Source organism: Gordonia abscondita, assembly GCF_032711245.1.
Classification (GTDB): domain Bacteria; phylum Actinomycetota; class Actinomycetes; order Mycobacteriales; family Mycobacteriaceae; genus Gordonia.
Genome location: NZ_CP128986.1, coordinates 1,554,393 through 1,579,795, shown reverse-complemented (window position 1 = coordinate 1,579,795; position 25,403 = coordinate 1,554,393). Strand labels below are relative to the sequence as shown.

General features: G+C 66.7%; 17 protein-coding genes. 12 read left to right on the top strand and 5 right to left on the bottom strand.

The annotated features are described in order from the left end of the window. Positions 1-107 precede the first annotated feature (107 nt). The 3 genes from MP11Mi_RS07330 (at position 108) to MP11Mi_RS07320 (ending at position 3,241) form a co-directional block, all read left to right on the top strand. Complete coding sequence (locus tag MP11Mi_RS07330; protein ID WP_420041631.1) at positions 108-992, top strand: TIGR03619 family F420-dependent LLM class oxidoreductase; 885 nt, start codon at positions 108-110, stop codon at positions 990-992. Positions 993-1,044: 52 nt separating this feature from the next. Next, complete coding sequence (locus MP11Mi_RS07325; protein WP_420041630.1) at positions 1,045-2,064, top strand: fused (3R)-hydroxyacyl-ACP dehydratase subunits HadA/HadB; 1,020 nt, start codon at positions 1,045-1,047, stop codon at positions 2,062-2,064. Between the two features lie 64 nt (positions 2,065-2,128). Beyond that, a complete protein-coding gene (locus MP11Mi_RS07320) occupies positions 2,129-3,241 on the top strand; it encodes a DUF5685 family protein (protein WP_420041629.1) in 1,113 nt (370 codons plus the stop codon). A gap of 146 nt (positions 3,242-3,387) precedes the next feature. Here the strand turns inward: MP11Mi_RS07320 and MP11Mi_RS07315 are convergent, their stop codons facing one another. Next, the gene (locus tag MP11Mi_RS07315) at positions 3,388-3,819 is read right to left on the bottom strand and encodes a GtrA family protein (protein WP_420042037.1); all 432 of its coding nucleotides are present in this window, start codon (positions 3,817-3,819) and stop codon (positions 3,388-3,390) included. Positions 3,820-4,041: 222 nt separating this feature from the next. Between MP11Mi_RS07315 and MP11Mi_RS07310 the strand changes: the two genes are divergently transcribed. Further along, the gene (locus MP11Mi_RS07310) at positions 4,042-5,259 is read left to right on the top strand and encodes an alpha/beta hydrolase family protein (protein ID WP_420041628.1); all 1,218 of its coding nucleotides are present in this window, start codon (positions 4,042-4,044) and stop codon (positions 5,257-5,259) included. On the opposite strand, the gene MP11Mi_RS07305 is transcribed toward MP11Mi_RS07310, so the two are convergent. Further along, positions 5,249-5,659: a universal stress protein gene (locus MP11Mi_RS07305; protein ID WP_420041627.1), complete on the bottom strand. Its 411-nt coding sequence runs from the start codon at positions 5,657-5,659 to the stop codon at positions 5,249-5,251. The genes MP11Mi_RS07310 and MP11Mi_RS07305 overlap by 11 nt on opposite strands. Positions 5,660-5,770: 111 nt before the next feature. Here MP11Mi_RS07305 and MP11Mi_RS07300 point away from each other — a divergent pair, with 111 nt between their 5' ends. Genes MP11Mi_RS07300 through MP11Mi_RS07285 form a run of 4 tightly spaced genes read left to right on the top strand, consistent with a single transcriptional unit; the run spans position 5,771 to position 10,710 of the window. Then, a complete protein-coding gene (locus tag MP11Mi_RS07300; protein ID WP_420041626.1) occupies positions 5,771-7,189 on the top strand; it encodes an FAD-binding oxidoreductase in 1,419 nt (472 codons plus the stop codon). A gap of 37 nt (positions 7,190-7,226) precedes the next feature. Further along, positions 7,227-7,988: a decaprenylphospho-beta-D-erythro-pentofuranosid-2-ulose 2-reductase gene (locus tag MP11Mi_RS07295; RefSeq protein WP_420041625.1), complete on the top strand. Its 762-nt coding sequence runs from the start codon at positions 7,227-7,229 to the stop codon at positions 7,986-7,988. A 4-nt stretch (positions 7,989-7,992) separates the two neighbouring features. Then, positions 7,993-9,957 carry an arabinofuranosyltransferase gene (locus MP11Mi_RS07290; protein WP_420712850.1) on the top strand — a complete coding sequence of 655 codons (1,965 nt, stop codon included), beginning with the start codon at positions 7,993-7,995 and terminating at the stop codon, positions 9,955-9,957. Between the two features lie 6 nt (positions 9,958-9,963). After that, complete coding sequence (locus MP11Mi_RS07285; protein ID WP_420041624.1) at positions 9,964-10,710, top strand: MBL fold metallo-hydrolase; 747 nt, start codon at positions 9,964-9,966, stop codon at positions 10,708-10,710. Between the two features lie 49 nt (positions 10,711-10,759). Here MP11Mi_RS07285 and MP11Mi_RS07280 read toward each other — a convergent pair whose 3' ends face one another. The 3 genes from MP11Mi_RS07280 to aroQ form a co-directional block, all read right to left on the bottom strand. Beyond that, positions 10,760-11,686 (bottom strand): hypothetical protein, encoded by a 927-nt coding sequence (locus MP11Mi_RS07280; RefSeq protein ID WP_420041623.1) that lies wholly within the window; start codon positions 11,684-11,686, stop codon positions 10,760-10,762. Between the two features lie 193 nt (positions 11,687-11,879). Continuing rightward, positions 11,880-13,328: a DEAD/DEAH box helicase gene (locus MP11Mi_RS07275; RefSeq protein WP_420041622.1), complete on the bottom strand. Its 1,449-nt coding sequence runs from the start codon at positions 13,326-13,328 to the stop codon at positions 11,880-11,882. 273 nt (positions 13,329-13,601) lie between these two features. After that, positions 13,602-14,045, bottom strand: coding sequence for a type II 3-dehydroquinate dehydratase (gene aroQ, locus MP11Mi_RS07270; RefSeq protein WP_420041621.1), 444 nt, complete (start codon positions 14,043-14,045; stop codon positions 13,602-13,604). 167 nt (positions 14,046-14,212) lie between these two features. Here aroQ and thpD point away from each other — a divergent pair, with 167 nt between their 5' ends. The 4 genes from thpD to MP11Mi_RS07250 all read left to right on the top strand — a co-directional run bounded on the left by thpD (position 14,213) and on the right by MP11Mi_RS07250 (position 25,304). Then, on the top strand, positions 14,213-15,130 hold the full coding sequence (gene thpD / locus MP11Mi_RS07265; RefSeq protein WP_420041620.1) for an ectoine hydroxylase: 918 nt from the start codon (positions 14,213-14,215) through the stop codon (positions 15,128-15,130). 81 nt (positions 15,131-15,211) lie between these two features. Further along, positions 15,212-18,520 carry an arabinosyltransferase domain-containing protein gene (locus MP11Mi_RS07260; protein WP_420041619.1) on the top strand — a complete coding sequence of 1,103 codons (3,309 nt, stop codon included), beginning with the start codon at positions 15,212-15,214 and terminating at the stop codon, positions 18,518-18,520. 63 nt (positions 18,521-18,583) lie between these two features. Beyond that, positions 18,584-21,952 carry an arabinosyltransferase domain-containing protein gene (locus tag MP11Mi_RS07255; RefSeq protein ID WP_420041618.1) on the top strand — a complete coding sequence of 1,123 codons (3,369 nt, stop codon included), beginning with the start codon at positions 18,584-18,586 and terminating at the stop codon, positions 21,950-21,952. Further along, positions 21,945-25,304: an arabinosyltransferase domain-containing protein gene (locus MP11Mi_RS07250; protein WP_420041617.1), complete on the top strand. Its 3,360-nt coding sequence runs from the start codon at positions 21,945-21,947 to the stop codon at positions 25,302-25,304. The genes MP11Mi_RS07255 and MP11Mi_RS07250 overlap by 8 nt, the downstream gene beginning before the upstream one ends. The last annotated feature ends 99 nt before the right edge of the window (positions 25,305-25,403 follow it).

Genomic DNA, 25,403 nt, shown 5'->3' with positions numbered 1-25,403 from the left:
AGGACATATTGTCCTCGGCGGCTCGTGTGCGTACCGATCTTCTCGGCATGGTCTCGTCGTGGTCAACCCATCGACATCTAACTAGAACGTGTTCTACCCTGACTGTCATGCGATTCACGTACGCCGAAGCCATGACCGATATCAGCTACTACGCGCCGCTGGCGCAGGCCGCCGAGAAGTCGGGCTTCGCCGGGATGACCATCCCCGACTCCGTCGCGTACCCCGAGGAGTCGGACGCCACGTACCCGTACACCCCGGACGGAAACCGGGAGTTCCTGGAAGACAAAGACTTCATCGAGACGTTCATCCTGGCGGCGGCACTGGGCGCGGTGACGACGACGCTGCGCTTCCTGCCGTTCGTGCTCAAGCTGCCGATCCGGCCGCCCGCTCTCGTCGCGAAGCAGGCGGCGTCGGTGGCCGCCCTGACGAACAACCGCCTCTCGCTCGGCGTCGGCACCAGCCCATGGCCGGAGGACTACGACATCATGGGCGTGGATTTCAAACGCCGCGGCAAGCGTATGAACGAGTGCATGGACATCATCCGCGGCCTCACCTCGGGCGGATACTTCGAATTCCACGGCGAGTTCTACGACATTCCGAGCATCAAGATGTCGCCGACGCCGACCAAGCCGATCCCGCTGCTTGTCGGCGGACACGCCGACCTCGCGTTGCGGCGCGCCGTGATCCGCGGCGACGGGTGGATGCACGGCGGGGGGCCCGGTGAGGAACTCGACGCTCTGCTGGACAAGATCACCGCAATCCGGAAAGCCGAAGGCAAGCAGGACGATCCGTTCGAGATCCACGTGATCTCGATGGACGCCTACACCGTCGACGGATGCAAGCGGCTCGAAGACAAAGGGATCACCGATGTGATCGTCGGGTTCCGACTCCCATACGTCGTCGGGAACGACACCGAACCACTCGAAAAGAAGATCGAACACCTCAACTGGTACGGCGAGAACGTGATCGCGAAGGTGAATAGTGAGTCATGACGCAGGCACGCGGTGATTTCCCAGTGCTTACCGCTCGGTAGGATGGTGACCCATGACTAGTAGTGGAACGGATCGCACCCAGGCCATCGAAGCAGAGATCGGTAAGGTGTTCACCACCCAGGACTACTACGAGGTCGGTCGCGAGAAGATCCGCGAGTTCGCTCGTGCCCTCCACGACGACAACCCTGTCCACTGGGACGAGGCGAAGTCGGCGGCCGCAGGCCACGACCGTCTGCTCGCGCCGTTGACGATTGTCGTCCTCGACGGCACCAAGGCGCAGGCCCAACTGTTCGAGATGATCCCCGGCAACCCGCTGAAGTCGGGTGTCCTGCAGGTCGAACAACGCTTCGTGTTCCACCGGCCGGTCACCGCGGGTGACCGCCTCAAGTCGGATGTGTCACTGGACTCGTACAAGTCGGCGGCCGGCGCCGACCTGTTCACTGGAAAGACCGTCATCAGAGACCTCGACAAGGGCGTCATGCAGGAGTCATGGACGACGCTCGCCGGCCCGGGCGAGACAGGCGACGGACTCACCGACGAGTTCCAGTCGCTCGTCGACGACGTCATGTTCTCGCCGACCGCGTCGCATGTGCTCCCTCTGGTCCCGACGGAAGCCGCCGAGATCCCCAACGACGAGCCCCGTTCGTTCGGAGCGATCCCGTTCGATTCGGTTTCCGAAGGACAGGAGATCCCTCCGCGGACCCAGAAGTTCACCCGCGGTGACCTCGCCAATTATGTCGGCGTCGCGGGCGACCCGAATCCGATCCACCACAGCGACGAACTAGCGGCGGCCGCGAAACTCGACACCTGCGTCGCGCAGGGCATGCTGACGCTCGGCACCGCCGCAGGCTATCTTTCGGCGTTCGTCGGCGACCCGGCCGCATTTCGCGAACTCAGCGCGCGCTTCTCGAGTGCGGTCTACGTCCCGCCGACCGAGGCTGCCGTCGTCGTCTACACGGCGAAGATCAAGAAGCTGTATCCGGACACCAAGCGCGGTCTGATCACCTTCGGCGCCACGGTGAACGGCAAGCGCGTGTTCGGCAAGTGCACCGCGCTCGTCCAGTTCTCCTGACACGCCGACCCGTCGTCGACTGACCGTCCGAAGAAAACCCGCTCCGCGACAGTAGATTCGACGCATGTTCGGACTGCTCCAGCCGTGTCGACACGTGCTCGACGACGACCTTCGTATTCAGTGGCGTGCACATCTGTGCGGCCTGTGCCTGTCATTGCGCGACAATCACGGGCAGACGGCCCGGCTGACGACAAACACCGACGCCGTCATGGTGTCGGTGTTGACCGACGCGCAGCGCACACCGGCCGCCGCCACGCGGACCGCTGGGCCCTGCGCTCTCCGCGGCATGCGACGCGCTGAGGTCGTGACATCGAACGACCCCGGGGTACGACTCGCGACCGCGGCGTCGCTCACCCTGGCGTCAGCGAAAGCTCGCGACGCCGTGGCCGAACAGCAGCACGGGCTTGCACCTCCTATGCCCGTGCGCACCCGCGTGACCAGGATGGCTGCGCTCGGAATGGAACGCCGAGCGGCACGCGCTCACGATGCACTCGACGTCTCGATGGTCCTAACCGCGCTCGACCGCCAGGCTGAGATCGAGACGTCGTCGACCGATCTCGACGCGTTGACCGAGCCGACCGCGCGGGCCTGCGCCACTGTCTTCGTCTCCAGCGCTGACCTGGCACAAGCACCGGTCAATCGCGACGTGCTAGCCGAGATCGGAGGCGATTACGGTCGTCTCGCGCATCTCCTCGACGCCGTCGACGATCGGCCTGCAGACGACGCAGTCGGAGCGTTTAACCCGCTGACCGCGACTGGAACGTCGGACCAACTCGCGCTCGCGCGGTCGACGATGCTGGCCGGCCGCATCGCCGACCGGTACCGCGATCTCGCACTCCACGACGACCGACTTCTGCGCGCACTTCTCGTCGACGGTGTCGCACAGGCCGTCCGGCGTCGTCGCCGCACAGGTGAACGCGCACGGATCGAAGCGATCGGATCAGGCCTGCAGGTGTGGCCTCCTCAGCAGCCTCTCGACTGGCCGGAGGAGTGGCCGTATCCGCCGCCGTTCCCACCGAACCGGTCGTGGTACGAGCGGATCCTCCCGTTCACTGGTGTGACGTTTTGCGGCCCGGCGTTGTGCACCGACCACTGGAACCACTGCTCGGACAAGTACCGCTCGCCGGTGTGTGACAGTTCCGACTGTTGCGATTGCTGCGACTGTTGCGATTGCTGAAGGTTTCGGACGCGGCCTGACCTCAAGTTCCCCGCCCAGCGCCATCACCTACTCGTGGAGCGATGCCGAAGCCGAGCGGGGAACTTGAGGCTCTCGGTCCGTGGAAGCTATACCTGCGCCACGATTCCGGTCGCAGCCCCGTCACGTCACCTGATCTTGAAGATCACGGCTCGTTGGACGACGAAGTTGATGACGGTCGCCACCCCCTGCGCGACGACGAACGCGCCAGCGGAGGCGACCAACGCCGAGCCCCATTCGTGCATCAGCAGGCTGTACAAGCCGATGTTGACGAAGAACGTCACCACATACAGAACCACGACGGCGACGAATCGAGCCGTGCTCGGCTCCGCGCGGAACGTCCACCGGCGGTTGATCAGATACGCGATGGTGGTGCCGAGAACGAAACCACACGCTTTCGCTAGCCAGTACGGGGTGCCGACCACGTCCTGAAGCAGCAGGGTGAGCGCGAAATCGAACACGGCGGACAGCACGCCGGTCGCGACGAAGCGAACCAACTGTGTCTTGAGGTCGACGCTCGTCGACGCCTCTTCATCGTCGAACGGCAGCTCGACTGGCATCGGAGCGTGCCGCGTCGAGAAGTCTTCGTGTGCGGGATGCACAGGGAACGGAACGCGGTCGACGTCGTCGGGGCTGGAGTCTGGCACCGAACCAGCCTATCGGTCCGCGCGCCCGGACCGATGCAAGTGAGCCGCCGAGCGTCGGTGAACAGCGAATTCGGGAACAGCGAGTTCGGCCACAATTTCACGGATAGCGGTCCGGGCGGACTAGGGTCCAAGACTATGGTCGTCTCCCCCTCCTCCCACCGGTTCACTCGCCGACTCTCCGCCGCAGCGTTGGCATGCACCGCGGTCGCAGGCATGGCGCTGACCACACCCGCCGCCCATGCGGACACCACGCCGACCCCAGTGTGGTCGGGGCTGGACGCTCGCTCCTACGACGGCCCGATCGGCGCGCACGGCACGCTGCTCGCGAAGACGCCGCTCGATGCGTCGATCAACCTTCCCGCGGCGGGCAGCGCCTATCGGATTCTGTACTCCTCCCCTGACTTCGACGGGAAGCCCGCGGTCAGCACGGGCGCGGTGTTCCTACCGAAACGACCGGCTCCCGCAGGCGGACACAAGGTGATCGCGTGGGCGCACGGCACCGTCGGACTCGGTGACACCTGTACGCCGTCGGCCCAGCCGCGCAGCGACCGCGACATCGCCTACCTCGGCCACTGGCTCGACCAGGGCTACGCGGTGGTCGCCACCGACTATGTGGGTCTCGGGACCCCGGGCCTGATGAGCTATCTCAGCGGGCAAGTGGAGGCGACGTCGACAGTCGACTCGGTGATCGCGGCCCAGCAGGCGGGGCTGCCGTTGTCCAAGACGTGGGCGATCGTCGGCCAGTCACAGGGCGCAGGCGCGGCCCTCAACGCGGCGCGACGCGCCACTTCACTGTCGAAGGGTGCCGGACTGGACTACCGCGGCGTCGTCGCGACCGGGACGCCCGCGAACATCGAACACATCGTGTGGCAGGCAGGCCCGCAAGTCCCGCCGGTCGCGCTGCCGTCGGGACTCACCACGTACACCGCTTACATCATCGCCGGATTCACCGACGCCCGCACCGACCTGCACCCCGAGCGGGTGCTCAGTGCGGAAGGGCGACGCGTCGTCCGACTCGCCGAGAAACTCTGCTATCCCGAACTCAAGACCGCGCTCGGCGGCGCCAAGATCAACTCGTGGTTCACGCGCCCCCTCGCGTCGATTCCCGGCGTCCAAGCCGCCCTCGTCGACTACATGAGTACCCCGTACTCCGGCTACGACCGCCCGATCTTCCTCGGCCAGGGGCTCAAGGACATCGACGTTCCGGCGCCGTCGGCGATCTCGCTGTACGCGCAGATGAAAGCCGCCGGACAGCCCGTCGACTTCCACGTCTACCCGACGCAGGACCACTCCGGCACGGTGCTCGCATCCATGAAGGACTCGACGCCGTTCCTGAAACGGATCATGCGGTAGGCCGCTGCGGCTTCACCACCATCACCGGTTTGCCACATTCGATCAGAAGGTGCTGGGAAGTGCTGCCCAACAACAGCTTTCCCACCTGAGTACGACGCCGCATCCCGATCACAAGTATTTGTGCGTCCGGCTCGTCCATCGCCCGCAACAGTTCGTCGGACGGGTCGGCGCCGATCTGCTGCCGAATCTCGAACGGTACGCCCGACTCCGTTAGCCGGTCCTGGACCTGCGCGATCTCGACCGCGTCGACGATCCGGGTGCTGCGGGCCGGGCTACCCCGTCCGCCTTCGGACACGGCGTTGATCACCAAGACACCAGTGCCGCGTGCCGACGCTTCATCGATGGCCTGCTCCAAGCAGGCCCGCCCGTGCGAGCCGCCTGCGTACCCGACCACGATCATGGTTTTCCTCTCGGTTCCCCCGCGGCCTTCCTCGCCCTCACAGACGAATGTAGACGACGGACGTCACATAGGCGGCGGTCGGCCGCGGGAGGCGGGTAGCCTCTACTGACGATGACGAACTCAGAACTACTTCCAATTCAGACTCGGACTCTGATGGGTTGGGGCCGCACAATGCCCACCGAAGGGCATGTGCTGACCACACCGTATCCCGAGGTCATCGCCGACGCCGTCGCACGCGTCGCCGACCAGGACGCGGACAAGCCGTCGTATCTCAAACGCGGAGTGATCGCGCGCGGGCTCGGCCGGTCGTACGGCGAGAACGCGCAAAACTCCGGCGGCCTGACGATCGACATGACTCAGCTCACCCGGATCTACGACATCGACACCGAGACCGCGGTCGTCGATCTGGACGCAGGCGTCGACCTCGACACGCTGATGCGCGTCGTACTGCCATACGGCCTGTGGGTCCCAGTGCTGCCGGGCACCCGCCAGGTAACAGTCGGCGGCGCTATCGGCTGCGACATCCACGGCAAGAACCATCACAGTTCAGGGAGCTTCGGCAACCACGTCGTCGAGATCACCCTGCTCGTGGCGTCCGGCGAGATCCTCACCCTCACCCCAGAGGGCAGCAAGGACGACCCGGACGCGTCGATCTTCTGGGCGACGGTCGGCGGCATCGGTCTCACCGGAATCATCTTGCGCGCCAAGATCAAGATGACGCGCACCGAGACCGCCTACTTCATCGCCGACGGCTCCGTCACCAAGAGCCTCGACGAGACCATCGCCCTCCACATGGACGGGTCGGAAGACAACTACACGTACAGCTCCGGCTGGTTCGACGCGATCAGCAAGCCCCCACGTCTGGGGCGCGGCACGTTCTCGCGCGGATCGCTCGCGACGCTCGACCAGTTGCCGGACAAGCTCGCCAAGGATCCGTTGAAGTTCGACGCGCCGACGCTCGTCAACTTCCCCGACGTGTTCCCGAACGGGCTCGCCAACAAGATGAACTTCTCGATGGTCGGCGAAGCCTACTACCGGATGGGCGGCAACTACCAGGGAAAGATCCAGAATCTGACGCAGTTCTACCACCCGCTCGACCTGTTCGGGAACTGGAACCGCGCCTACGGTTCGCACGGATTCCTGCAGTACCAGTTCATCGTTCCGCCGGAGGCCGTCGAAGAGTTCAAGGGCATCATCTACGACATCCAGGCGTCCGGACACGTCAGCTTCCTCAACGTGTTCAAGCTGTTCGGTGAAGGCAATCAGGCTCCGCTGAGCTTCCCGATGCCCGGTTGGAACATCTGCGTCGACTTCCCGATCAAGCGCGGTCTGCACGAGTTCGTCTCCGAACTGGACCGCCGAGTCATGGAGATCGGCGGGCGCCTCTACACGGCGAAGGATTCGCGGACCACCGCCGAGACCTTCCACGCCATGTACCCGAAGGTCGACGACTGGATCGCGACGCGCCGTCGCGTGGACCCGAACCAAGTGTTCATGTCCGACATGGGTCGACGCCTCGAACTGGCCTGACGCCGACTCCACACATCACTGACGAAAGCAGATACGCATGTTCAACGCCGTCGGCGTTCCGCAGTCCATCCTGATCCTCGGTGGATCCTCCGAGATCGGCCTGGCCATCGCCGCCGAGTACCTGACCAAGGGACCGATGCGTGTGGTCCTGGCGACGGTCCCCGGCGATCCGGCCGCCGAGGCCGCCGTCGCTCAGATGACCGACGCCGGAGCGTCGTCCGTCGAGCAGATCGACTTCGACGCGCTCGCCACCGACACTCACCGGGACGTCATCGAGCAGGCCTTCTCCGGCGGCGACATCGATGTCGCCGTCGTCGCATTCGGCATCCAGGGCGACGACGAGCAGGCCTGGCAGGACCAGAAGCTCGCCGTCCTGGAAGCGAACATCAACTACACGGCGGCCGTCTCGGTCGGTGTCCTTCTCGGTGAGAAGATGCGCGAGCAGGGACACGGACAGATCATCGCGATGAGCTCGGTGGCAGGCGAACGCGTCCGCCGCTCCAACTTCGTGTACGGCTCTACCAAGGCGGGCCTCGACGGCTTCTACCTCGGTCTCGGCGACGCGCTGCGCCCCGAAGGGATCGGTGTCCTCGTGATCCGGCCGGGCCAGGTCCGCACCCGCCTGTCGGCGCATGTCGCCGAAGCCCCGCTCACCGTCAACAAGGAAGACGTGGCGCGTCTGGCGATCGCCGCAGTCGCCTCGGGCAAGGAGATCGTCTGGGTCCCGGGCCCGTTCCGGTTCATCATGATGGCGTTGCGTCACGTCCCACGCCCAATCTTCCGCAAGCTGCCCATCTGATCTCGTGCAGTCCACCGTCGAGGCCCCCGAAACAACCCGACGCGAGTTCGGAAGGAACCCGCGGGCACGCGACGTCGCCGAACTGGGCGGCGCCGTCGTCCTAGCCGCCGTCGCCGCGTTCGCTGGACTGAAGATCATCGGCGCCGTCGACTGGCCGGCGTTCAACACGTCGAACGTGTCGCGCGCCGTCACGACCCTCGGTCAGGGCGTGGTGATCGTCGTCGCGGCGCTCGCCGTCGTCGCCTACCGGTCGGGGCGTTCCCGGACGTGGACGTCGTGGGTGTCGTCGCTCGCGTCTGCCGGACTGGTGACGGTGACGCTCGGCATGCCGTTGGGCGCCACCAAGCTGTACCTGTTCGGCCTGTCGGCAGACCAGCAGTTCCGCACCGAATACTTGACGCGACTGACCGACAGCCCACATCTGGCGGACATGACCTACGACGGTCTGGCCCCCTACTATCCGGCGGGCTGGTTCTGGTTCGGCGGCCGGTTCGCGAGCCTCGTCGGCATGCCCGGCTGGGAGGCGTACAAGCTGTGGGCGATCCTGTCGATCGCGATCGCCGCAGCACTCGGCACCGCGTTGTGGAATCGGATGGTCGGCGTGTCGACGGGCACCGCGATCGGCCTCGCGTCGACCGCCGTCACCCTCGTCTACGCGTCGCCGGAACCGTATTCGGCCGTCCTGATCCTGGTCGGCGTCCCAATGATGGTGGTGACCGCGTCCGCCCTGCGAGGGCGTCGCCGCCTAACCGACGGTCCGACGACGCTCGGTCGCACCGGCTGGCTGTCCGTCGCCGCGGCCGGGCTGTTCATCGGCGTCTCGGCGTGCGTCTACACGCTGTACACGGGCCTGTTCGCGGGCACCACAGTGCTGATGGCGATCGGCTATCTCATCCAGTCCTATCGACGTCACCGCAACGCGGCGGTCCCCGGAACGTCGGAGCGCCGCGCCGAATATCTGGCGGTGATCGTTCGACTCGTCGTGGTCGGTGTCGTCGCGGCGGGCGTCGCATTGATCGTATGGACGCCGTACCTGCTGGCACGCGCATCGAGCACATCGACGCCCGGAAACGGGGCCGAGCACTATCTGCCGGAGAACGGCGCAGTCTTCGGACTCCCGATGTTCCAGCTCAACCTGATCGGCGTGCTGACGTTCATCGGCCTGATCTGGGTGCTGCTGCGCGCCGCCAACCGCACCATCGGTTTCGCATTCGCATGGACGCTGATCGGCGTCGTCGGCATCACCTGTCTGTCGCTGGCGCGGAGCGCGATCGGATCGACACTGCTCTCGTTCCGCCTCGAAGCGGTGACCGCCGTCGTACTCGCTGCGGCAGGTGTCCTCGGCATCGTCGAACTCGCGCGGGCCGCCGTCGCGAAGTTCGGGGACGTCCGCACGGCGATCGGGGTTCTCGCGGCAATCGGCGCGATCGCATTGGCACAGTCGATCCCGTCGCACCTGTCGTCGGAGATCACCACCGCGTATACCGACACGGACGGATATGGTCAGCGCGCCGACCAGCACCCGGCAGGCGCCGAATCGTATTATCCGGAACTACACCGGCTGATCCGGAAACAGACTGGGAAGCCTGCGGACCAGAACGTGGTCCTGACCGCAGACTACGGTTTCCTGTCCCTCTACCCGTATTGGGGTTTCCAAGGCTTGACCTCGCATTACGCGAACCCGCTCGCCGACTTCACCAAGCGCGCCCAAGCCATCGAGCAGTGGTCGACGACCACCACCACGCAGGAGCTGACGACGGCGATGGCCGCCACGCCGTGGCGCAGCCCCAATGTGTTCCTCTTCCGGTACAGCGCCGACGGCTACACGCTGCGACTGGCCGAAGACGTCTTCCCGAACGACCCCAATGTACGTCGATACACGGTCACGTTCTCGCCGACCGTGTTCGATGACCAGATGTTCACTGTCACCGAAGTCGGACCGTTCGTCCTCGTCGTCAAGAAAGGCTGATCCGTAATGCCGGACCTGAAGATCACGACAATCACGCACGGCGACGCGAAGACACACTTCGTGTCGACGTCAACAGTCAACTGGGCGATCCTGCAAGATCGGTCCGGGGTAACCCTGGTCGACGGCGGGTACCCGGGGCACGCAGGCGCGGTAGTCGAATCGCTGCGGCGGATCGGCAGCGCGCCTCAGGAGATCCGCGGCGCTCTGCTCACACACGCGCACATCGATCATCTCGGCGGTATCGCGCGTCTGCGACGCCAGCATTCGTTCGACGTCTTCGCCGATCCGGCGGAGGTGACGCACGCACGCCGCGACTACTTGGAGCAGGCTGACGCGTCGACGATCGCACCCCTCGCCTACCGTCCCGCAGTCATCGGCTGGCTCGGCAAGATCGTGCGCTTGGGAGCACTCGACAAGGACGGCATCCCCGATACCCAGGCCTTCGCCGACCCGTCGACCCTGCCAGGTTCGCCTGTCGCGGTCCCGACACACGGTCATACGCGCGGACACAGCGCGTTCCTCGCGGGTGACGGCGAAGTCCTGATCTCCGGTGACGCACTGGTCAGCGGCCACCCGATCGCCAAGCACGCGGGTCCGCAATGCCTCGATCACGTCTTCACCCACGACGTAGCGGCCAACGAGTCGGCCGTCGCCTCCCTCGCCGAACTGGATGCCGTCGTGATCATGCCCGGCCATGGTCCGATGCTGTGCGGAGCCATCGAGACATTCGTCGAGCAGGCGCTGACCCGCTGACATCCTTCGTCCGCCGATCTGTACCAGCATGTGGCACAGATCGGCGGCACTAGGCTGCCGAGTCGGCTTCAACGTGCCCGATCGGACAATCAACACGCCTACACGGACGAGGCGCCTGGGCCCACCCCCGCCTAGTCAGCGCCTGCGCGACGCTCGACGCCGTCGAACACGGTCTGTCGAAAACTTGGCCCCACCCCAGCCTCAGCGTTAACCGATCGCCGTGGACTGCGGCATCGAGGTCTCGTTGCAGGTCACGGTCTCGGGAGACCGCATCGGCGTGGCCGAGACGTCCGTCGAGCTCGACGATGAGACCGAACTCCTCGTACTCGACGTCGCGGAAGCCTCGTCGCCCGACGGCCGTCGGTGTCTGTCGAAGCGGCGCCGGAAGACCATGCGGGCGTTCCACCTTCGCTAGGTATCGATGCTCAAGCACCGAACACACCCCCGTGTCGACATCGAGCAGCACCTCACGCAGGAGTTGCCTCCGCCGGATCCGGCAGCGACCGTCGAGTGCGTCGAGAAGGCGGCCGGGTGTAGTTATCCGCGCCTGTACAGCATCCGACAGGGCCGCGACTGCCTTCGTAATGGTCGGGGCTCCCGCGGCGACGTCGAGGACGGCCTCGTCGGTCCGAACTCGGGGAGGATGCGCATCACGGACGACAGCCTCGTCGAAGTCGGTCCGGTAATGGGCGACGACACCTCGCCTGCGCGTGACACTCCGGCGCGCATCGACGCTGATGTGGACGGGCCCGTTCGCCTCCCCGCTGTCGCCGGTGACCGCGCACAACGCCGAATTGTGACTGAGCGCTGCGGGCGCCGCGTCGAGCACTGCACACCACGCCCGCTGGGTCCACGTCATCGGACCCGTATGAGTCACGTAGACGCCCTCGTACACGGCGACCCACGACCCACGCCGTAACTGGCGTCGCAGGTATGCGGTCCCGAGACCGCACGCCAGCACCTGCCGTCTGCTCACCACCCGCTCTGTTCGCGAATCAGACTGTGCAGGCACGCCTCAAATACGTCGAACTCCCCCATACCGGCCAGTCTCGCGGCAGCGCGCCCGCAGCGATAGGGGGTGACACACATCTGTGGATAACTCCAGAAACAGCTCGTCCGCCGATCCGTACCAGCAGGTGGCACAGATCGGCGGACGAGGCGAGATATCGCTAGCGGCCCGAGGGAGCACCTGCCGGGCGGCGGGCGCTGCGGCGACGGCTCGGATTGGCCGCCGCCGACGCGTGACCGCTCTGCGACTGGCCGGACCGGCCACCGTCCTGACGCGCAGCACCGCCACGGCCACTGTTCGCAGCACCGCCACGGCCACTGTTCGCGGCTCCGCCACGGCGTCCGCGACCGGTGCCGCGCGAACCGCGCGCGCCCTGGCCGGAACGGCCCTGTCCCGAACGCTGCTGTTGAGCGGGCGCCTCGACCACCGGGAGGTGGCGCAGCGGCGCGTGCTCGCCGACGAGTTCACGGACCTCCGGCGACGACGCGGTGACCTGCTGACCCGGAACCTTGATCGCGGCCTTCTGCAGGAGTTTGCGCAGATCGCCCCACTGGTCGGGCAGGCAGATGGTGACGACGTCACCCGACGAACCAGCGCGCGCGGTACGGCCCGAACGGTGCAGGTACGCCTTGTGCTCGGCAGGCGGATCGACGTGGACGACGAGTTCTACATCGTCGACGTGGACACCGCGCGCAGCGACATCCGTGGCGACGAGGACCTTCGCGCCGTCGGGCGCCGCGAACGACGCGAGGTTCCGATCACGCTGCGCCTGCGACAAGTTGCCGTGCAGGTCGACCGCCGGGATGCCGTCCGCGGTCAGCTTCTTCGCGAGCTTCTTCGCCTGGTGCTTGGTACGCATGAACAGAATGCGACGACCGGTACCGGAAGCCAGTTCGTGAACGAGCGCGGTCTTCTCCGTCGCACCCGACACCCGGAAGACGTGGTGCGTCATCTGAGCGACGGGCGACGTCGCATCCTCAAGTGAGTGGGTGACCGGCTTGTTCAAGAAGCGCTTGACCAGCTTGTCGACCCCGTTGTCGAGCGTCGCCGAGAACAGCATGCGCATGCCACCGGCGGGCGTCGCGGCGAGAATGCGCGTCACCACCGGCAGGAATCCGAGGTCCGCCATGTGGTCGGCTTCGTCGAGCACCGTGATCTGCACGTCGTCGAGTGAGACGATCCGCTGCTTCATCAAGTCTTCGAGGCGGCCAGGGCAGGCGACGACGATGTCGGCGCCCGCACCGAGCGCACGCTCCTGCCGTGCCTGCTTCACACCGCCGAAGACGGTGGTGACGCGCAAGCCGACAGCGTCGGCGAGCGGTTCGATCTGGGCGGCGATCTGGGTGGCGAGCTCACGCGTCGGAGCGAGCACCAGTCCGGTGGGGCGGCCCGAACGACGACGAACACCGGCTTCGGCGAGACGCACGACGAGCGGGACGGCGAACGCGACGGTCTTTCCCGAGCCGGTCTTGCCGCGGCCGAGGACGTCACGTCCGGCGAGGGTGTCGGGGAGAGTCTTCTCCTGGATCGGGAACGCGGACGCTTTACCGTCGGCGGTCAACGCGTCAACGATGGGAGCGGGCACGCCGAGATCAGCGAACAGAGTCATTAATAGCCTTACTGGCAGGGATCAATCGCACGGCACGGTAGAGCCGATACGGGAGATCGAGTGGCGAACACGCGGTCCGCGTGTCGGTTCGCCGTATGAATTTCACGCACCCGCGATCGAGTCGGGGTCTGCGTGGGGCGTTCTACGACGCACGGTGCCGGGCACCGAATGATTAGAGCCTACCCGACCCACGGCCCGCGACTCCTATCGCCAGAGATAGTGGGACACGGGACACACTGCAAGCGAACTCGGCCAACCAGCCGCGACCGCTACTCAGCCGGCGAGTGCCGCCAGACGTCGCACCGCGAACTCGTAGCCCGCGATCCCACAACCTGCGATGACCGCCGCCGCGATCGGCGAGATATAAGAGTGATGCCGAAACGCTTCTCGCGCATGGACATTGCTGACGTGGACCTCGACAATCGGAACCTCCGGGATCACCAGAGCATCGGCGAGAGCCACCGACGTGTGCGTCCAACCGCCCGGATTGATAACGATGCCGCTGACTTCGCCGCGCGCGGCGTGAACAGCGCCGATCATCTCGCCTTCGTGGTTCGTCTGGAAGGCACGCAGCCCGAACCCGGCGTCGGCGGCCGTCCGCTCAGCGAGACGCACGACGTCGTCGAGCGTGTCGGAACCGTACACGTCAGGTTGCCGAACCCCGAGCATGTCCAAGTTGGGGCCGTTGAGCAGGAGTATCGGCGGCACGGAAGACATAACGCTCATCGTAGTCGAGGGGCTCGGCTGCACTCGAACAGCAGGAAAGGGCTCGACCAGTAGGAAACGGCGAATGTAGGCGCGGACTGTCCCAACCGACTCTGGTAGCGGTGGAGGGAGGGTCGACAACCGTCGGCCCGCACACCGCACGTTAGAGGGAGGATTCCATGACCACCGCGACGAATGTGCACGACCGCTATCGCACGCGACTGACCGAAACCACCCCGATGACACGCAGACCCGACCCGACTGTGTGGGGCGAGGCCGACGGCCCGTTTACCGCCGATCAGGTCGCGGCGTACGCCGAGAAGGGGTTTCACATCGAGGACGGGCTGTTGACGCCCGCCCAAGTCCAGACCTGCTGGACCGAGTTCGACCGACTAGCCACCGCCCCGGAAGTCGACGCGTCCGGAGCCATCATCCGGGAGCGAGGCAGCGACGCGGTCCGGTCGATCTTCGCCGTCCATCGACACAGCCGGGTGATCGACGCGTTAGCGCGGACACCGCGCATCCTCGATCGGGCGCGGCAACTCCTCGGCTCGGAGGTCTATATCCACCAGTCACGGATCAACGCGATGCCCGGCATGGTCGGCACCGGATTCGGTTGGCATTCAGACTTCGAGACATGGCATGCCGAGGACGGTCTGCCTGCCCCGCGCACGGTCAGTCTGTCGATCGCGCTGACCGACAATTTCGCTTTCAACGGCGGCCTCATGTTGATGCCGGGCGCGCACCGTGTCTTCGTACCGTGTGTCGGCGAGACGCCCGACGACAACTTCCGCGAATCGCTGCAGAAGCAGAAGGCCGGAGTGCCGTCCGACTACGCAGTCACCGAACTCGGCTTCGAGTACGGGATCGAGCAGTTCACCGGCGCGGCGGGCGCCGCACTGTTCTTCGACTCGAACTCGATGCACGCGTCGAGCAACAACATCACCCCGTATTCGCGAGCGAACGTATTCCTCGTGTTCAACAGTGTCGAGAACGCGCCGCTCGCCCCATTCGCGGCCGCGTCGCCGCGACCGGATCACATCGCCGACCGCGATACGACGCCCCTAGCGCCGATCGGCGATACCGCGTTCACGTGATCCCCAGCCGGAGTCCGGCTTACATGCGTCGGGCTCCGGCAGCAGGCACTGCGACAGTGCCAAGCACTAGGATGTCTCCCTGTGCCATCTATCACCGCCCGTCGGGCGCAGATAACCGCGATCGTCACCGGTCTGCTCGGCGTGCTCCTCGCTCTGGCGACGCCGCTGCTCCCGGTGAAGCAGACCGTCGCGGAGATTAGTTGGCCGCAGGCCGACGCCGTCGGCTCGGTGTCGGCTCCCCTCTTCTCGTATGTGCCGATCGAACTCACGGCGAGCGTTCCGTGCACGGCCGTCGACCGGCTGCCCGACGGCGCGTCGGTCCTCCTCTCCACCACGTCGCCGTCCGCGGAGAAGGCACAGCAGCGCGGACTGTTCATCCGGGTGACCGGTGAGCGGTCGACCCCCGAAGCCTCCCGCAGTGTCGAGGTCATCAACCGCAATATGCCGTTGGTGTCGGCCCCCCTCACCGACGTCCGGTCCGGCGACTGCCGCGACATCGAGGTCCACGCGACGTCCGACGCGGTGACCGCGGAGTTCACCGGCTTGGCCGGTGACGACGGCGAAGCCCTCAAGGGCAAGGCGACCGGCGGCGACCAGCGGCCACAGATGACCGGCCTGTTCACCCAACTCGACGGCCGGGTCGATGACATTCCGGGACTGAACGCGCACGTCGTCATCGATTCCCGGTACAGCACGACGCCGACCGCGGTGAAGTGGGCGGCGATCATCGTTGGGATCCTCGCCGTCATCATCTCGCTGATCGCATTGTCACGGCTCGACGCCACCGACGGGCGCAGACACCGACGCTTCTTCCCGGCCCGTTGGTGGCGGTTGAAGCCGCGCGATTATGTGGTCGTCGGGCTCCTGCTGGTGTGGCACATCATCGGACCCAACACGTCGGACGACGGCTACCTGCTGACCATGTCTCGGGTCGCACAAGACAGCGACTACACGGCCAACTACTTCCGCTGGTTCGGGGCGCCGGAAGCACCGTTCGGCTGGTACTACCAGGTGTTCGGCTGGCTCAGCCACGTGTCGGTCGCCAGCGTCTGGATGCGGATTCCGGCGCTGGTCTGCGGCATCGTCGTCTGGCTGATCGTCAGCCACGAAATCCTGCCTCGGCTCGGGCGCGCCGCACTCACCCGGCCAGCAGTCGGCTGGACAGCCGCTGCGGTGTTCCTCGTCGCGTGGTTCCCGTTCAACAACGGGCTGCGCCCCGAACCAATCATCTGCCTCGGCGCCCTGATCACCTGGTGCTCGGTTGAGCGTGCCATCGCGACCGGCAGACTGCTGCCGGCCGCGGTCGCGTGTACCGCTGGCGCGTTCAGCATCGCCGCGGGCCCAACGGGCGTGCTGGCGGTCGCCGCGCTCGTCGCGGGCGCGCGCCCGATGTTCTTGGCGGTGGTTCGGCGTGCTCGGGAAGTGCAGCGGCAGACCGGTTCGGGCCGGGTGGCCGCGTATCTGAGCCTGTTCGCGCCGATCGTGGCAGCTGGGGTGCTCGTCATCTTCGCGGTCTTCTCCGGGTTGACGCTCGCCGCGTTCATGGAGAGTTCGACGATGAAGACCGATCTCGGGCCGTCACTCGAGTGGTACAACGAGATCGACCGGTACTCGTCGCTGTTCGCGTTCTCCGCCGACGGTTCGATCGCGCGACGCTTCGCCGTCGTCATCATGATCCTGTCGATGGCCGTCGCGGGCGCCGTCCTGATCCGCAAGTCGCGGATACCCGGGACCGCGCTCGGTCCGGCGCGACGCATCGTCGGCATCACGTTCGGTTCGCTACTGTTCCTCATGTTCACGCCGACCAAGTGGACACATCACTTCGGCGTGTTCGCCGGGCTCACCGCAGCCCTGGCCGCGCTGGCGGCGATCGCGGCGAGCGCGAGCGCCACTCATTCGCGCCGCAACCGCACGATCTTCGCCGCACTCGTCGTCTTCGCGACCGGCCTGGCGTTCACCGCACCGAACTCCTTCTACTACGCGTCCGCGTGGGGAATGCCGTGGAGCACCGCCCAGGTGACGGTCGGCGGCGTCGCCCTCGGCCAAGTCCTCCTGTACCTGTCGCTCGCGCTGATGGCGCTGGCGCTCTGGTTCCACTTCCGCGAGCCGTTCGCGGGCGTCGACCCCGAGTCCGAGCATCAGCCTCGCCCGGTTCAACGAGTCACCCGAATACTCACCGCGTCGCCGTTGGCTCTGGCGGCGACCGTGATCGCCGCGTTCCTGCTCGTGACCGCGGCGATGACCGGGATCCGCCAGAGTGACTCCTACTCGGTGCCACGCTCGAACATCGAAGCGTTCACCGGACAACAGTGCGGGATGGCCGACAAGGTGTGGGTGGAGGACGACCCGAATCGTTACCAATTGACGCCAGTCGACGCGTCGCTCACCGATCCGCTTGCCGGACCGACCACCGCTCCCGCCGAATCCGACCGCTCCTCGACCAGCGGTTTCAGCGCGAACGGTGTCCGTGAAGACCTCGACACGCTGGCACCCGCCGGGTCGCTCGGCGTGCTCGCGTGGGGGGCAGGCCTCGACCCCGACCTACTCATCGCCAACAGCGGCGGAACCGGCGGCGGAATCGCCGGCACTGCGGGCGCCAACGGTTCGCGAGCAGTCCTACCGTTCGGGCTCGACCCGGCCCGCACTCCCGTGATGGGCAGCTACTCCGAGACAGACCAGAGCCCGGCCGACCTCACCTCAGGCTGGTACCGGATGCCCGCCGACTTCCAGGACCGGCCGCTCGTCACATTCTCGGCGGCAGGCGTGTTCGGATCCAGTGAACTCCACCTCGAATACACCACCGACGACGTCACCGACTCCACGCACGACGCCGACCTGACGGTCGCAGGTGAACGACAGATGATCGATCCCGGACCGCGCCCCAGCTGGCGCAATGTCCGCGTCGAAACGGAATCGCTGCCGTCGGACACGACGGCCGTGCGGATCGTCGCCGATGACGACAATCTGTCCGAGGACCACTTCATCGTCGTCACCCCGCCGCGTATCCCCGAGATGACGACACTGGAGGAGACAGTCGGCGACACCGATCCGGTCCACGTCGACTGGACGTCCGGTCTGGTGTTCCCGTGCCAGCGGCCGTACAACTTCCACGCTGGCGTCGTCGAGACGCCGAAGTGGCGGGTCCGACCGGGCGCCGACCTCGCAGCCGCGGTCAGCGCATGGCAGGGAGCGCTCGGCGGCGGACCGCTCGGCTGGCTCCAGGTGTCGCAGCGACCGGACACGGTCGCCACCTACCTCAAGGGCGACATCGGCCGTGACTGGGGCGCGTTGGAACGCTACACCCCGTACGACGAGGCGGCACCGGCACAGATCGACTACAGCACGCAGACCCGCAGCGGCTTGTGGAGCCCAGCACCGATTCGGAGATAGCCGACACCCCCGCCGATTCATCGTTTGGCGAGTTTCGCGCCTGGTCGACTAACGTCAGGTTCCGTGCCAGTGCCGACCGCAGCCCCGTCCGACGCCGACGTCGAACCTCCGTCGAGCCCGCTCCCCGCGGGTACGGCCCGACTGCTCGCCGTCGTCGCCGGGTTGGTCGCGGTGATCGCTGCGATCGCGGTCCCGCTGCTGCCGGTGTCCCAGACGAGTGCGTCAGTGAGCTGGCCGCAGGGCCAGACGCTCAACGCCGACGATCCGTCCGTCGTGGCACCGCTCATCGCGCAGACCGCGCAGTCACTGGACGTGACGATCCCGTGCGCCGCGCTCACGACCCTGCCCGCCGAAGGTGGAACCGTCCTGTCGACGATGCCCGCTAAGGCCAAGGGAGCCTCGCAGCGGACGTTGGCCGTCACCGCCAGTCGGACGTCGATCACTGTGTCGATGCGCGCGAACGTCGCCGCGACCGCGTCACGCGCCGATATCGCCGCAGGCAAATGCCGTGACCTGCACATCTTCTCGTCGGCGACGGCGACCGGAGCCCAGTTCACCGGGCTCGGACCGGCCAGCGACCTCGACCCAAGCAAGCGACCGCAGATCGACGGCTTCTACACATCGCTGAGCACCCCGCAGGTGACGGCGATGGCCGACGCCGGGATGCACGCACGCATCGACGTCGACAACCGGTACGAGAGCTCGCCGACCGCGCTCAAGGTCATCGCCATGGTGATCGCCGTCCTCGCGACGCTGCTCGCCCTGTTCGCGCTCTGGTGCCTGGACCGGGTAAACGGCTACACCGCACGACTCCTCACCGAGTCACGCACGGCGCTCGGCCATGTGCGCCCTCGGCTGAGCGACGCCGTCGTAACCGTCGTCCTGATCATCTGGACGTTCCTGGGCGCGGCCGCCCCCGACGACGGTTACATCCTCACGATGGGTCGAGCGGCCGACGCATCCGGCTACATGTCGAACTACTACCGCTTCTACGGGATCGCCGAAGCGCCGTTCGACTGGTACTACAGTTTCCTGGCCCTGTGGTCGCAGGTGTCGACGAGCATCGTCTGGATGCACCTGCCCATCCTCGTGGCGGGGCTGGCGTCGTGGTTCGTGCTGTCGCGGATCGTCTTGCCGCACCTCATGACTAGCACTGGAACGGCCGGTCTCGTCGGACGATTCGGGTCGACGGCGTGGGCCGTCGCCACCGCTGCTGCCGTGTTCCTCGCGTTCTGGCTGCCGTACTGCTCGGGTCTGCGCACTGAGGGGATCATCGTCCTCGGGTCACTGCTGACGTGGTGGGCGACGGAGACGGCGATCACCCGCAACCGACTGCTGCCCGCCGCGCTCGCCGCAGCCCTCGCCGCAGCGATGCTCGCGCTCGCCCCACAAGGCGTCATCGGCGTCGCGATACTTCTCGTGGCGGCACGCCCACTCCTGCACGTCCTCCTCGATCGGCGCCGCGAGACAGGCCTGCTGCCGCTCCTCGCGCCGATCGTCGCCGCCGGAACCGTCGTCTCGGTGATCGTGTTTCGCGACCAGACGCTGATGACCGTGCTCGAAGCCGTCAAGACCCGCTACCAGACCGGGCCGATCATCCCGTGGCACCAGGAGTTCCTGCGCTACTTCTTCCTGACCGTCACCACCCCCGACGGCGCGCTCGCTCGGAGAATCCCCGTCCTGCTGATCTTCGTCGCCGCGATCGTCACCGCAGCAGTTCTGCTGCGCCGCCGCGGCATCACCGGCGTCGGATCGGCGCCGACGTGGCGTCTGATCGGCGCGTTCGGCGTCACTCTGCTGTTGTTCTTCCTCTCCCCCGTCAAATGGACTATCCATTTCGGTGTGTTCGCCGGCGTCGGTGCCGCATTGGCCGCCGTCGCCTGTCTGGCCATCGCACAGGCCGGGGCCCGGTCCTCACGCAACCTCTCGTTGCTCTCGGTGGGTCTGCTCTTCGCGTTGGCCGCCGCGGCCGCTGGCAAGAACGCGTGGCCGTACGCGTACCGCTTTGGGATCACCTGGTTCGACATGGCTCCGGCGGTGAAGGGCATTCAGGTCTCGTCGGTCCTGCTCGTCCTCGCCGTCGTCGCGGTAGCCGTCGCCCTGTGGCAGCACCTGCGCAACGACTACGTCACCAACAAGGGTCTCGCCCACCACGATGCGGATCAGCCTGACAGCGCCGCCGACCGACGCCGCCTGGCGTTCGCGCACACGCCTCTCGTACTGATCGCCGGGCTCATGGTGGTCGCGACCCTTGCCGTGTTCGGCAAGGCCGTCGTCACCCGCAGCCCCGCGATGACCGTCTTCTCCAACAACATCGATGCACTCGGCGGCGACACCTGCGGTATGGCCGACCAGGTACTCGCCGAGCCAGACCCGAACAAGGGCATGCTGGTGCCCGCCGACGACGTGTCGGCGACCGCTGCACTCACCGGCGACAAGCCGGTCGGCTTCTCCCCCAACGGAATCCTGGACGATCTCACCCCAACGCCGTCCAGCGCGCGTGCAGGTCAGATGCACGTCGCCGGATCCGTGGCGAAACCGTTCTCCATCATCGGCGGACTCGGCGCGGGCACCACCGGCGGAACGGGTCCGACGACGGTCAACGGCTCGACGCACGCGCTGCCATTCGGTCTGAACCCGGCGACCACACCCGTCCTCGGCAGTTACGGATTCGCCGCCAATGCCTACCTGACCACCGGCTGGTACGGACTGCCCGCGCGCGACGCGTCGCCGCTCATCGCGATTTCGACGGCGGGCGCCGTCTCGACCATCGACCGCGACGGCAATCCAAGGTTCGGCCAAAAGCTCGTCGCCCAGTTCGGCAAGCGCGGACCCGACGGCGAGTTCGTTCAGGTCGGCGGCGACGTCGTCCCGATCGACGCGGGCCCGACCACCCCGAATCTGCCGTGGCGCAATCTACGTGTCCCGATGACGGCTGTCCCCGCACAGGCCACCGTGATGCGGCTCCAACTCGCCGACACGAATCTGGGCCCGAAGCAGTTCATGGCGATCACCCCGCCGCGCGCCCCGCAACTGGTCTCCGTGCAAGAGATGGTCGGCTCAACGGATCCGACGCTCATCGACTTCATGGCCGCCGCACAATTCCCGTGCCAGAATCCGATGACGTTCCCGCACGGGGTCGCGCAGGTCCCGCGCTGGCGGATCCTGCCCGACTTCGTGACCGCTAACTCGCAGTCGCGCACGTGGATGGCGGCGAGCGGCGGCGGACCGCTGTCCATCGTCGAATCGACGACGACGCAGGTCACCGTCCCAACCTATCTACGCGACGACTGGCATGAGGATTGGGGGTCAGTGGAGAAACTGAGCCCGTTGACCCCGGACGCCGCCACCGCGCGCGTCGACACCGCACCGGTCACCCGATGGGGAATGAGCCGTACCGGATCGATCCGCCTGGAGCCTAACAATGACTGACCTCACGGACGCTCCGACCGCCTCCGGCAGCCGCTGGAGTCCGCGCGGTGGCAACTATCGCGCCACGAAGATCGTCGCGATCGTCGCCGGCCTGATCGGCTTCCTGATGGCGTGCCTGACGCCGATCCTTCCGATCGACCAGAAGACGGCCGAGCTCGCGTGGCCGCAGAACGACGCGATCACCGACGTCACGGCGCCGATGGTCTCGTTCGTGCCGATCGACATGACGATGTCGGTGCCGTGCTCGCTGGCACGTGACCTCCCGGCCGACGGCGGCGACCTGATGTCGACGCTGCCGAGCCAGGGACGCCAGGCGACGGCTCGTGGACTGTTCGTCCGTGCGACCGCCGACACGGTGTCGATGGTGGTCCGCGATGTGGTGCTGCTGTCGGTCGACCGCCACGTCGCGCAGACATCGCCCGACTGCGCATTCACCATGACCGGCGGCGCAGACGGCGTGACCGGGGCGATCACGGGTGTCCGAGAAGGGGACGCCACCTCGTACCGCACCACCGATCCCGACATGCGCCCGCAGATCGTCGGCGTATTCTCCGACCTGCCGGCGAACGCGCCGCGCGACGGTCTGTCATTACACGCAACGGTCGACACCCGGTTCATCAATTCGCCGACACCACTCAAGCTCGCCGTCATCATCGTCGGAATCGTGATGACGCTGCTGTCACTGATCGCACTCGGTGTCCTCGACTCGCGGGACGGACGCGGCCACCGACGATTCCTGCCGCGCGGATGGTTCACCATCCGCCCACCCGACGTCGCCGTGTTCGTCGCCCTCGCCGCATGGTGGTTGATCGGCGGTAACACCTCCGACGACGGCTACAACATCACCGTCGCCCGGATCACCGGCGAAGCAGGCTACGCCGACAACTACTTCCGCTACTTCGGTGTGCCGCAAGACCCGTTCGGCTGGCACTTCCAAGTGCTGTCGTGGATGACGCACATATCGGTGGCGACTCCGTGGCTTCGGCTACCCGCGTTCCTGCTCGGTCTGCTCGGCTGGTGGATCATCAGCCGGGAGGCCATCCCGCGTCTGGGCCGAGCGGTCCGCAACTCGACGGCCGCCGTCTGGGCGGGCGCCACCGTATTCCTGGCGATCTGGATGCCGTACAACAACGGAATCCGCCCCGAACCCGCGGAAGCCGTCGGCGCACTGCTGACCTGGGTGTGCGTCGAACGCGCCATCGCCACGAAACGTCTGCTGCCATACGCGATAGCGACCATCGCCGCAGCGTTCACGTTGGCGCTCGCGCCCGGCGGACTGATGGCGGCCGCCGCCCTCATCGCCGGACTACGGCCCCTGGTGAAGGGCATCGTCTCCAGACGTAAACGTGACGGTCTCGTCGCGCTGATCGCACCGCTGCTGGCCTCGGGCACTGCGGTGCTGTTCATGATCTTCTACTCGCAGGCGCTCGCCCCGCTGTTGGAAGGCAACAAGGTCGCGACCGAGGTCGGCCCCACCGAGGAGTGGTGGCGCGAACCGACCCGCTACTACTGGCTGGTGCTCGACACCGGAGACGGCACGTTCCCGCGCCGTTTCGGCATCCTGATGATGATCCTGGCGTTGGTTGTCGCGATCTTCCGTCTCATGTCGAGCAGGCATCCGGCAGGCGTCGCCCGCGGGCCGTTCTGGCGGTTGATCGGCGTCATGATCGGCACGATGTTCTTCACATCGTTCACACCGACCAAATGGACGCACCATTTCGGCATCTACGCGGCGATCGGCGCGGTCCTGGTGGCCGGCACGACGGCGATGATGGCTCCGAAGCTGTTGCGGTCGCGGCGCAACCGCGCCTTCTTCGCAGCTGCCGTCCTGCTGGTGACGGCGGTCGCGACGGCTGGAACCAACATGTGGTGGTATGTCGGGTCGTACGGCATCCCGTGGTGGGACCGTCCCATCGAGGTCGCAGGCATCAAGCTCAGCTGGGTGATGCTGGTGATCGCGCTCGTGGTCGCAGCCGTCGGACTCTGGTTCCACTTCCGCGACGACTTCACGGACGACGACGTCCGGACCGGCGCCCGTAAGACGGGGCTGCTCAAGTTCACGTTCTCGCCGATCCCGGTGATCGCGGGGATCGTCGTCCTCATCATGCTCGGCTCGTTCGTGAAGGCCGCGTGGGTGCAACGCGACAGCTGGTCGTGGGCCAAGTCGAATGCCCGCGCCCTGACCGGCGACGAGTGCGCGCTCGCCAACGATGTCCTCGTCGAAGCGGACCCGAACAAGTCGGTGTTGAGGCCCGCCGCCGTCGGCGGACGGCCCGCACCGTCGGCGAAGGCGACGTTGGGCGCCGCCAACACCGGGTTCACCGCGGACGGGGTCCCGTCGAACGTGCTCATCGACCCGCTCGACCAGCGTCGCTCCAGCGACGACGAGGAGGACGACGACGTCGTCAGCCCGCCGACCGCGGGAGGCGACTCAGTCGACTCCGAACTCGACGACACTGGGTCCGACGATCTGGGGTCCGACGATCTGGGCGCCGCCTCGGCCGACGGACCCGCGCCCACGGCCGACGCGGTGAAGCTGCCGTACGGCCTGAATCCGGCTACGACGCCCGTGCTGGGAAGTTACGGGTCCAAGCAGGTGAGCGAACTGACCACCGGCTGGTACGACATGGGTGTCCAGGCTGGCGAGGCGGGCGGCGACCGTCCGCTCGTGTCGGTCGCCGCCGCCGGATCGATCGCCGCGGTCGGCGAACTCGGTGGTCTCACGCAGGGACGACGGGTCGTCGCCGAGTACGGCCGGGCCGAGGCCGACGGCCGTGTCGTCCCGGTCGGGGCGCCGCAGGTACCGCAGGACGCGTTCTCTACGTCGTCGAACTGGCGGACGCTGCGCTTCGCGTTGAAGGACGCGCCGCCGCGCGCGTCCCTGGTACGCCTGCACGTCGTCGACGACGCGATGGCCGTCCAGGAGTGGGTGGCGATCACGCCGCCGCGGCTACCGACGCTGGCGACATTGAACGACATCGTCGGACGGACCGACCCGGTGTTCATCGACTGGATGCCCGGCCTGGTATTCCCCTGCCAGCGCCCGATGGCCGTCAGCTACGGGATCCTAGAACTCCCGAAGTGGCGGATCATGCCGGATGCGGAAGCGACCCGGAAGAACACGCAGACGTGGTCGGACGGGGTGAACGGCGGGCCTCTCGGGATCACCGAAGCACTGCTGCGGTACACGTTGGTCCCGACCTACCTGCGCAACGACTGGGGTCGCGACTGGGGCGGCCTCGAACGCTACTACCCGCTGGTCCCCGACGCGAAGCCTGCCGACATCATCAAGGGCTCGCACACCGTGAGCGGCCTGGAGAACCCGGCCCCGATGCGCGCGAAGGGATACTGACGAACCCCACAGGGTGCTCGTCGCCTCGATGCACGCTCGTCCTGCACCGGGATGGCTGGGCGGGCCCACCGCGGAAGCTGAGCAGTCACGCGGACGGGG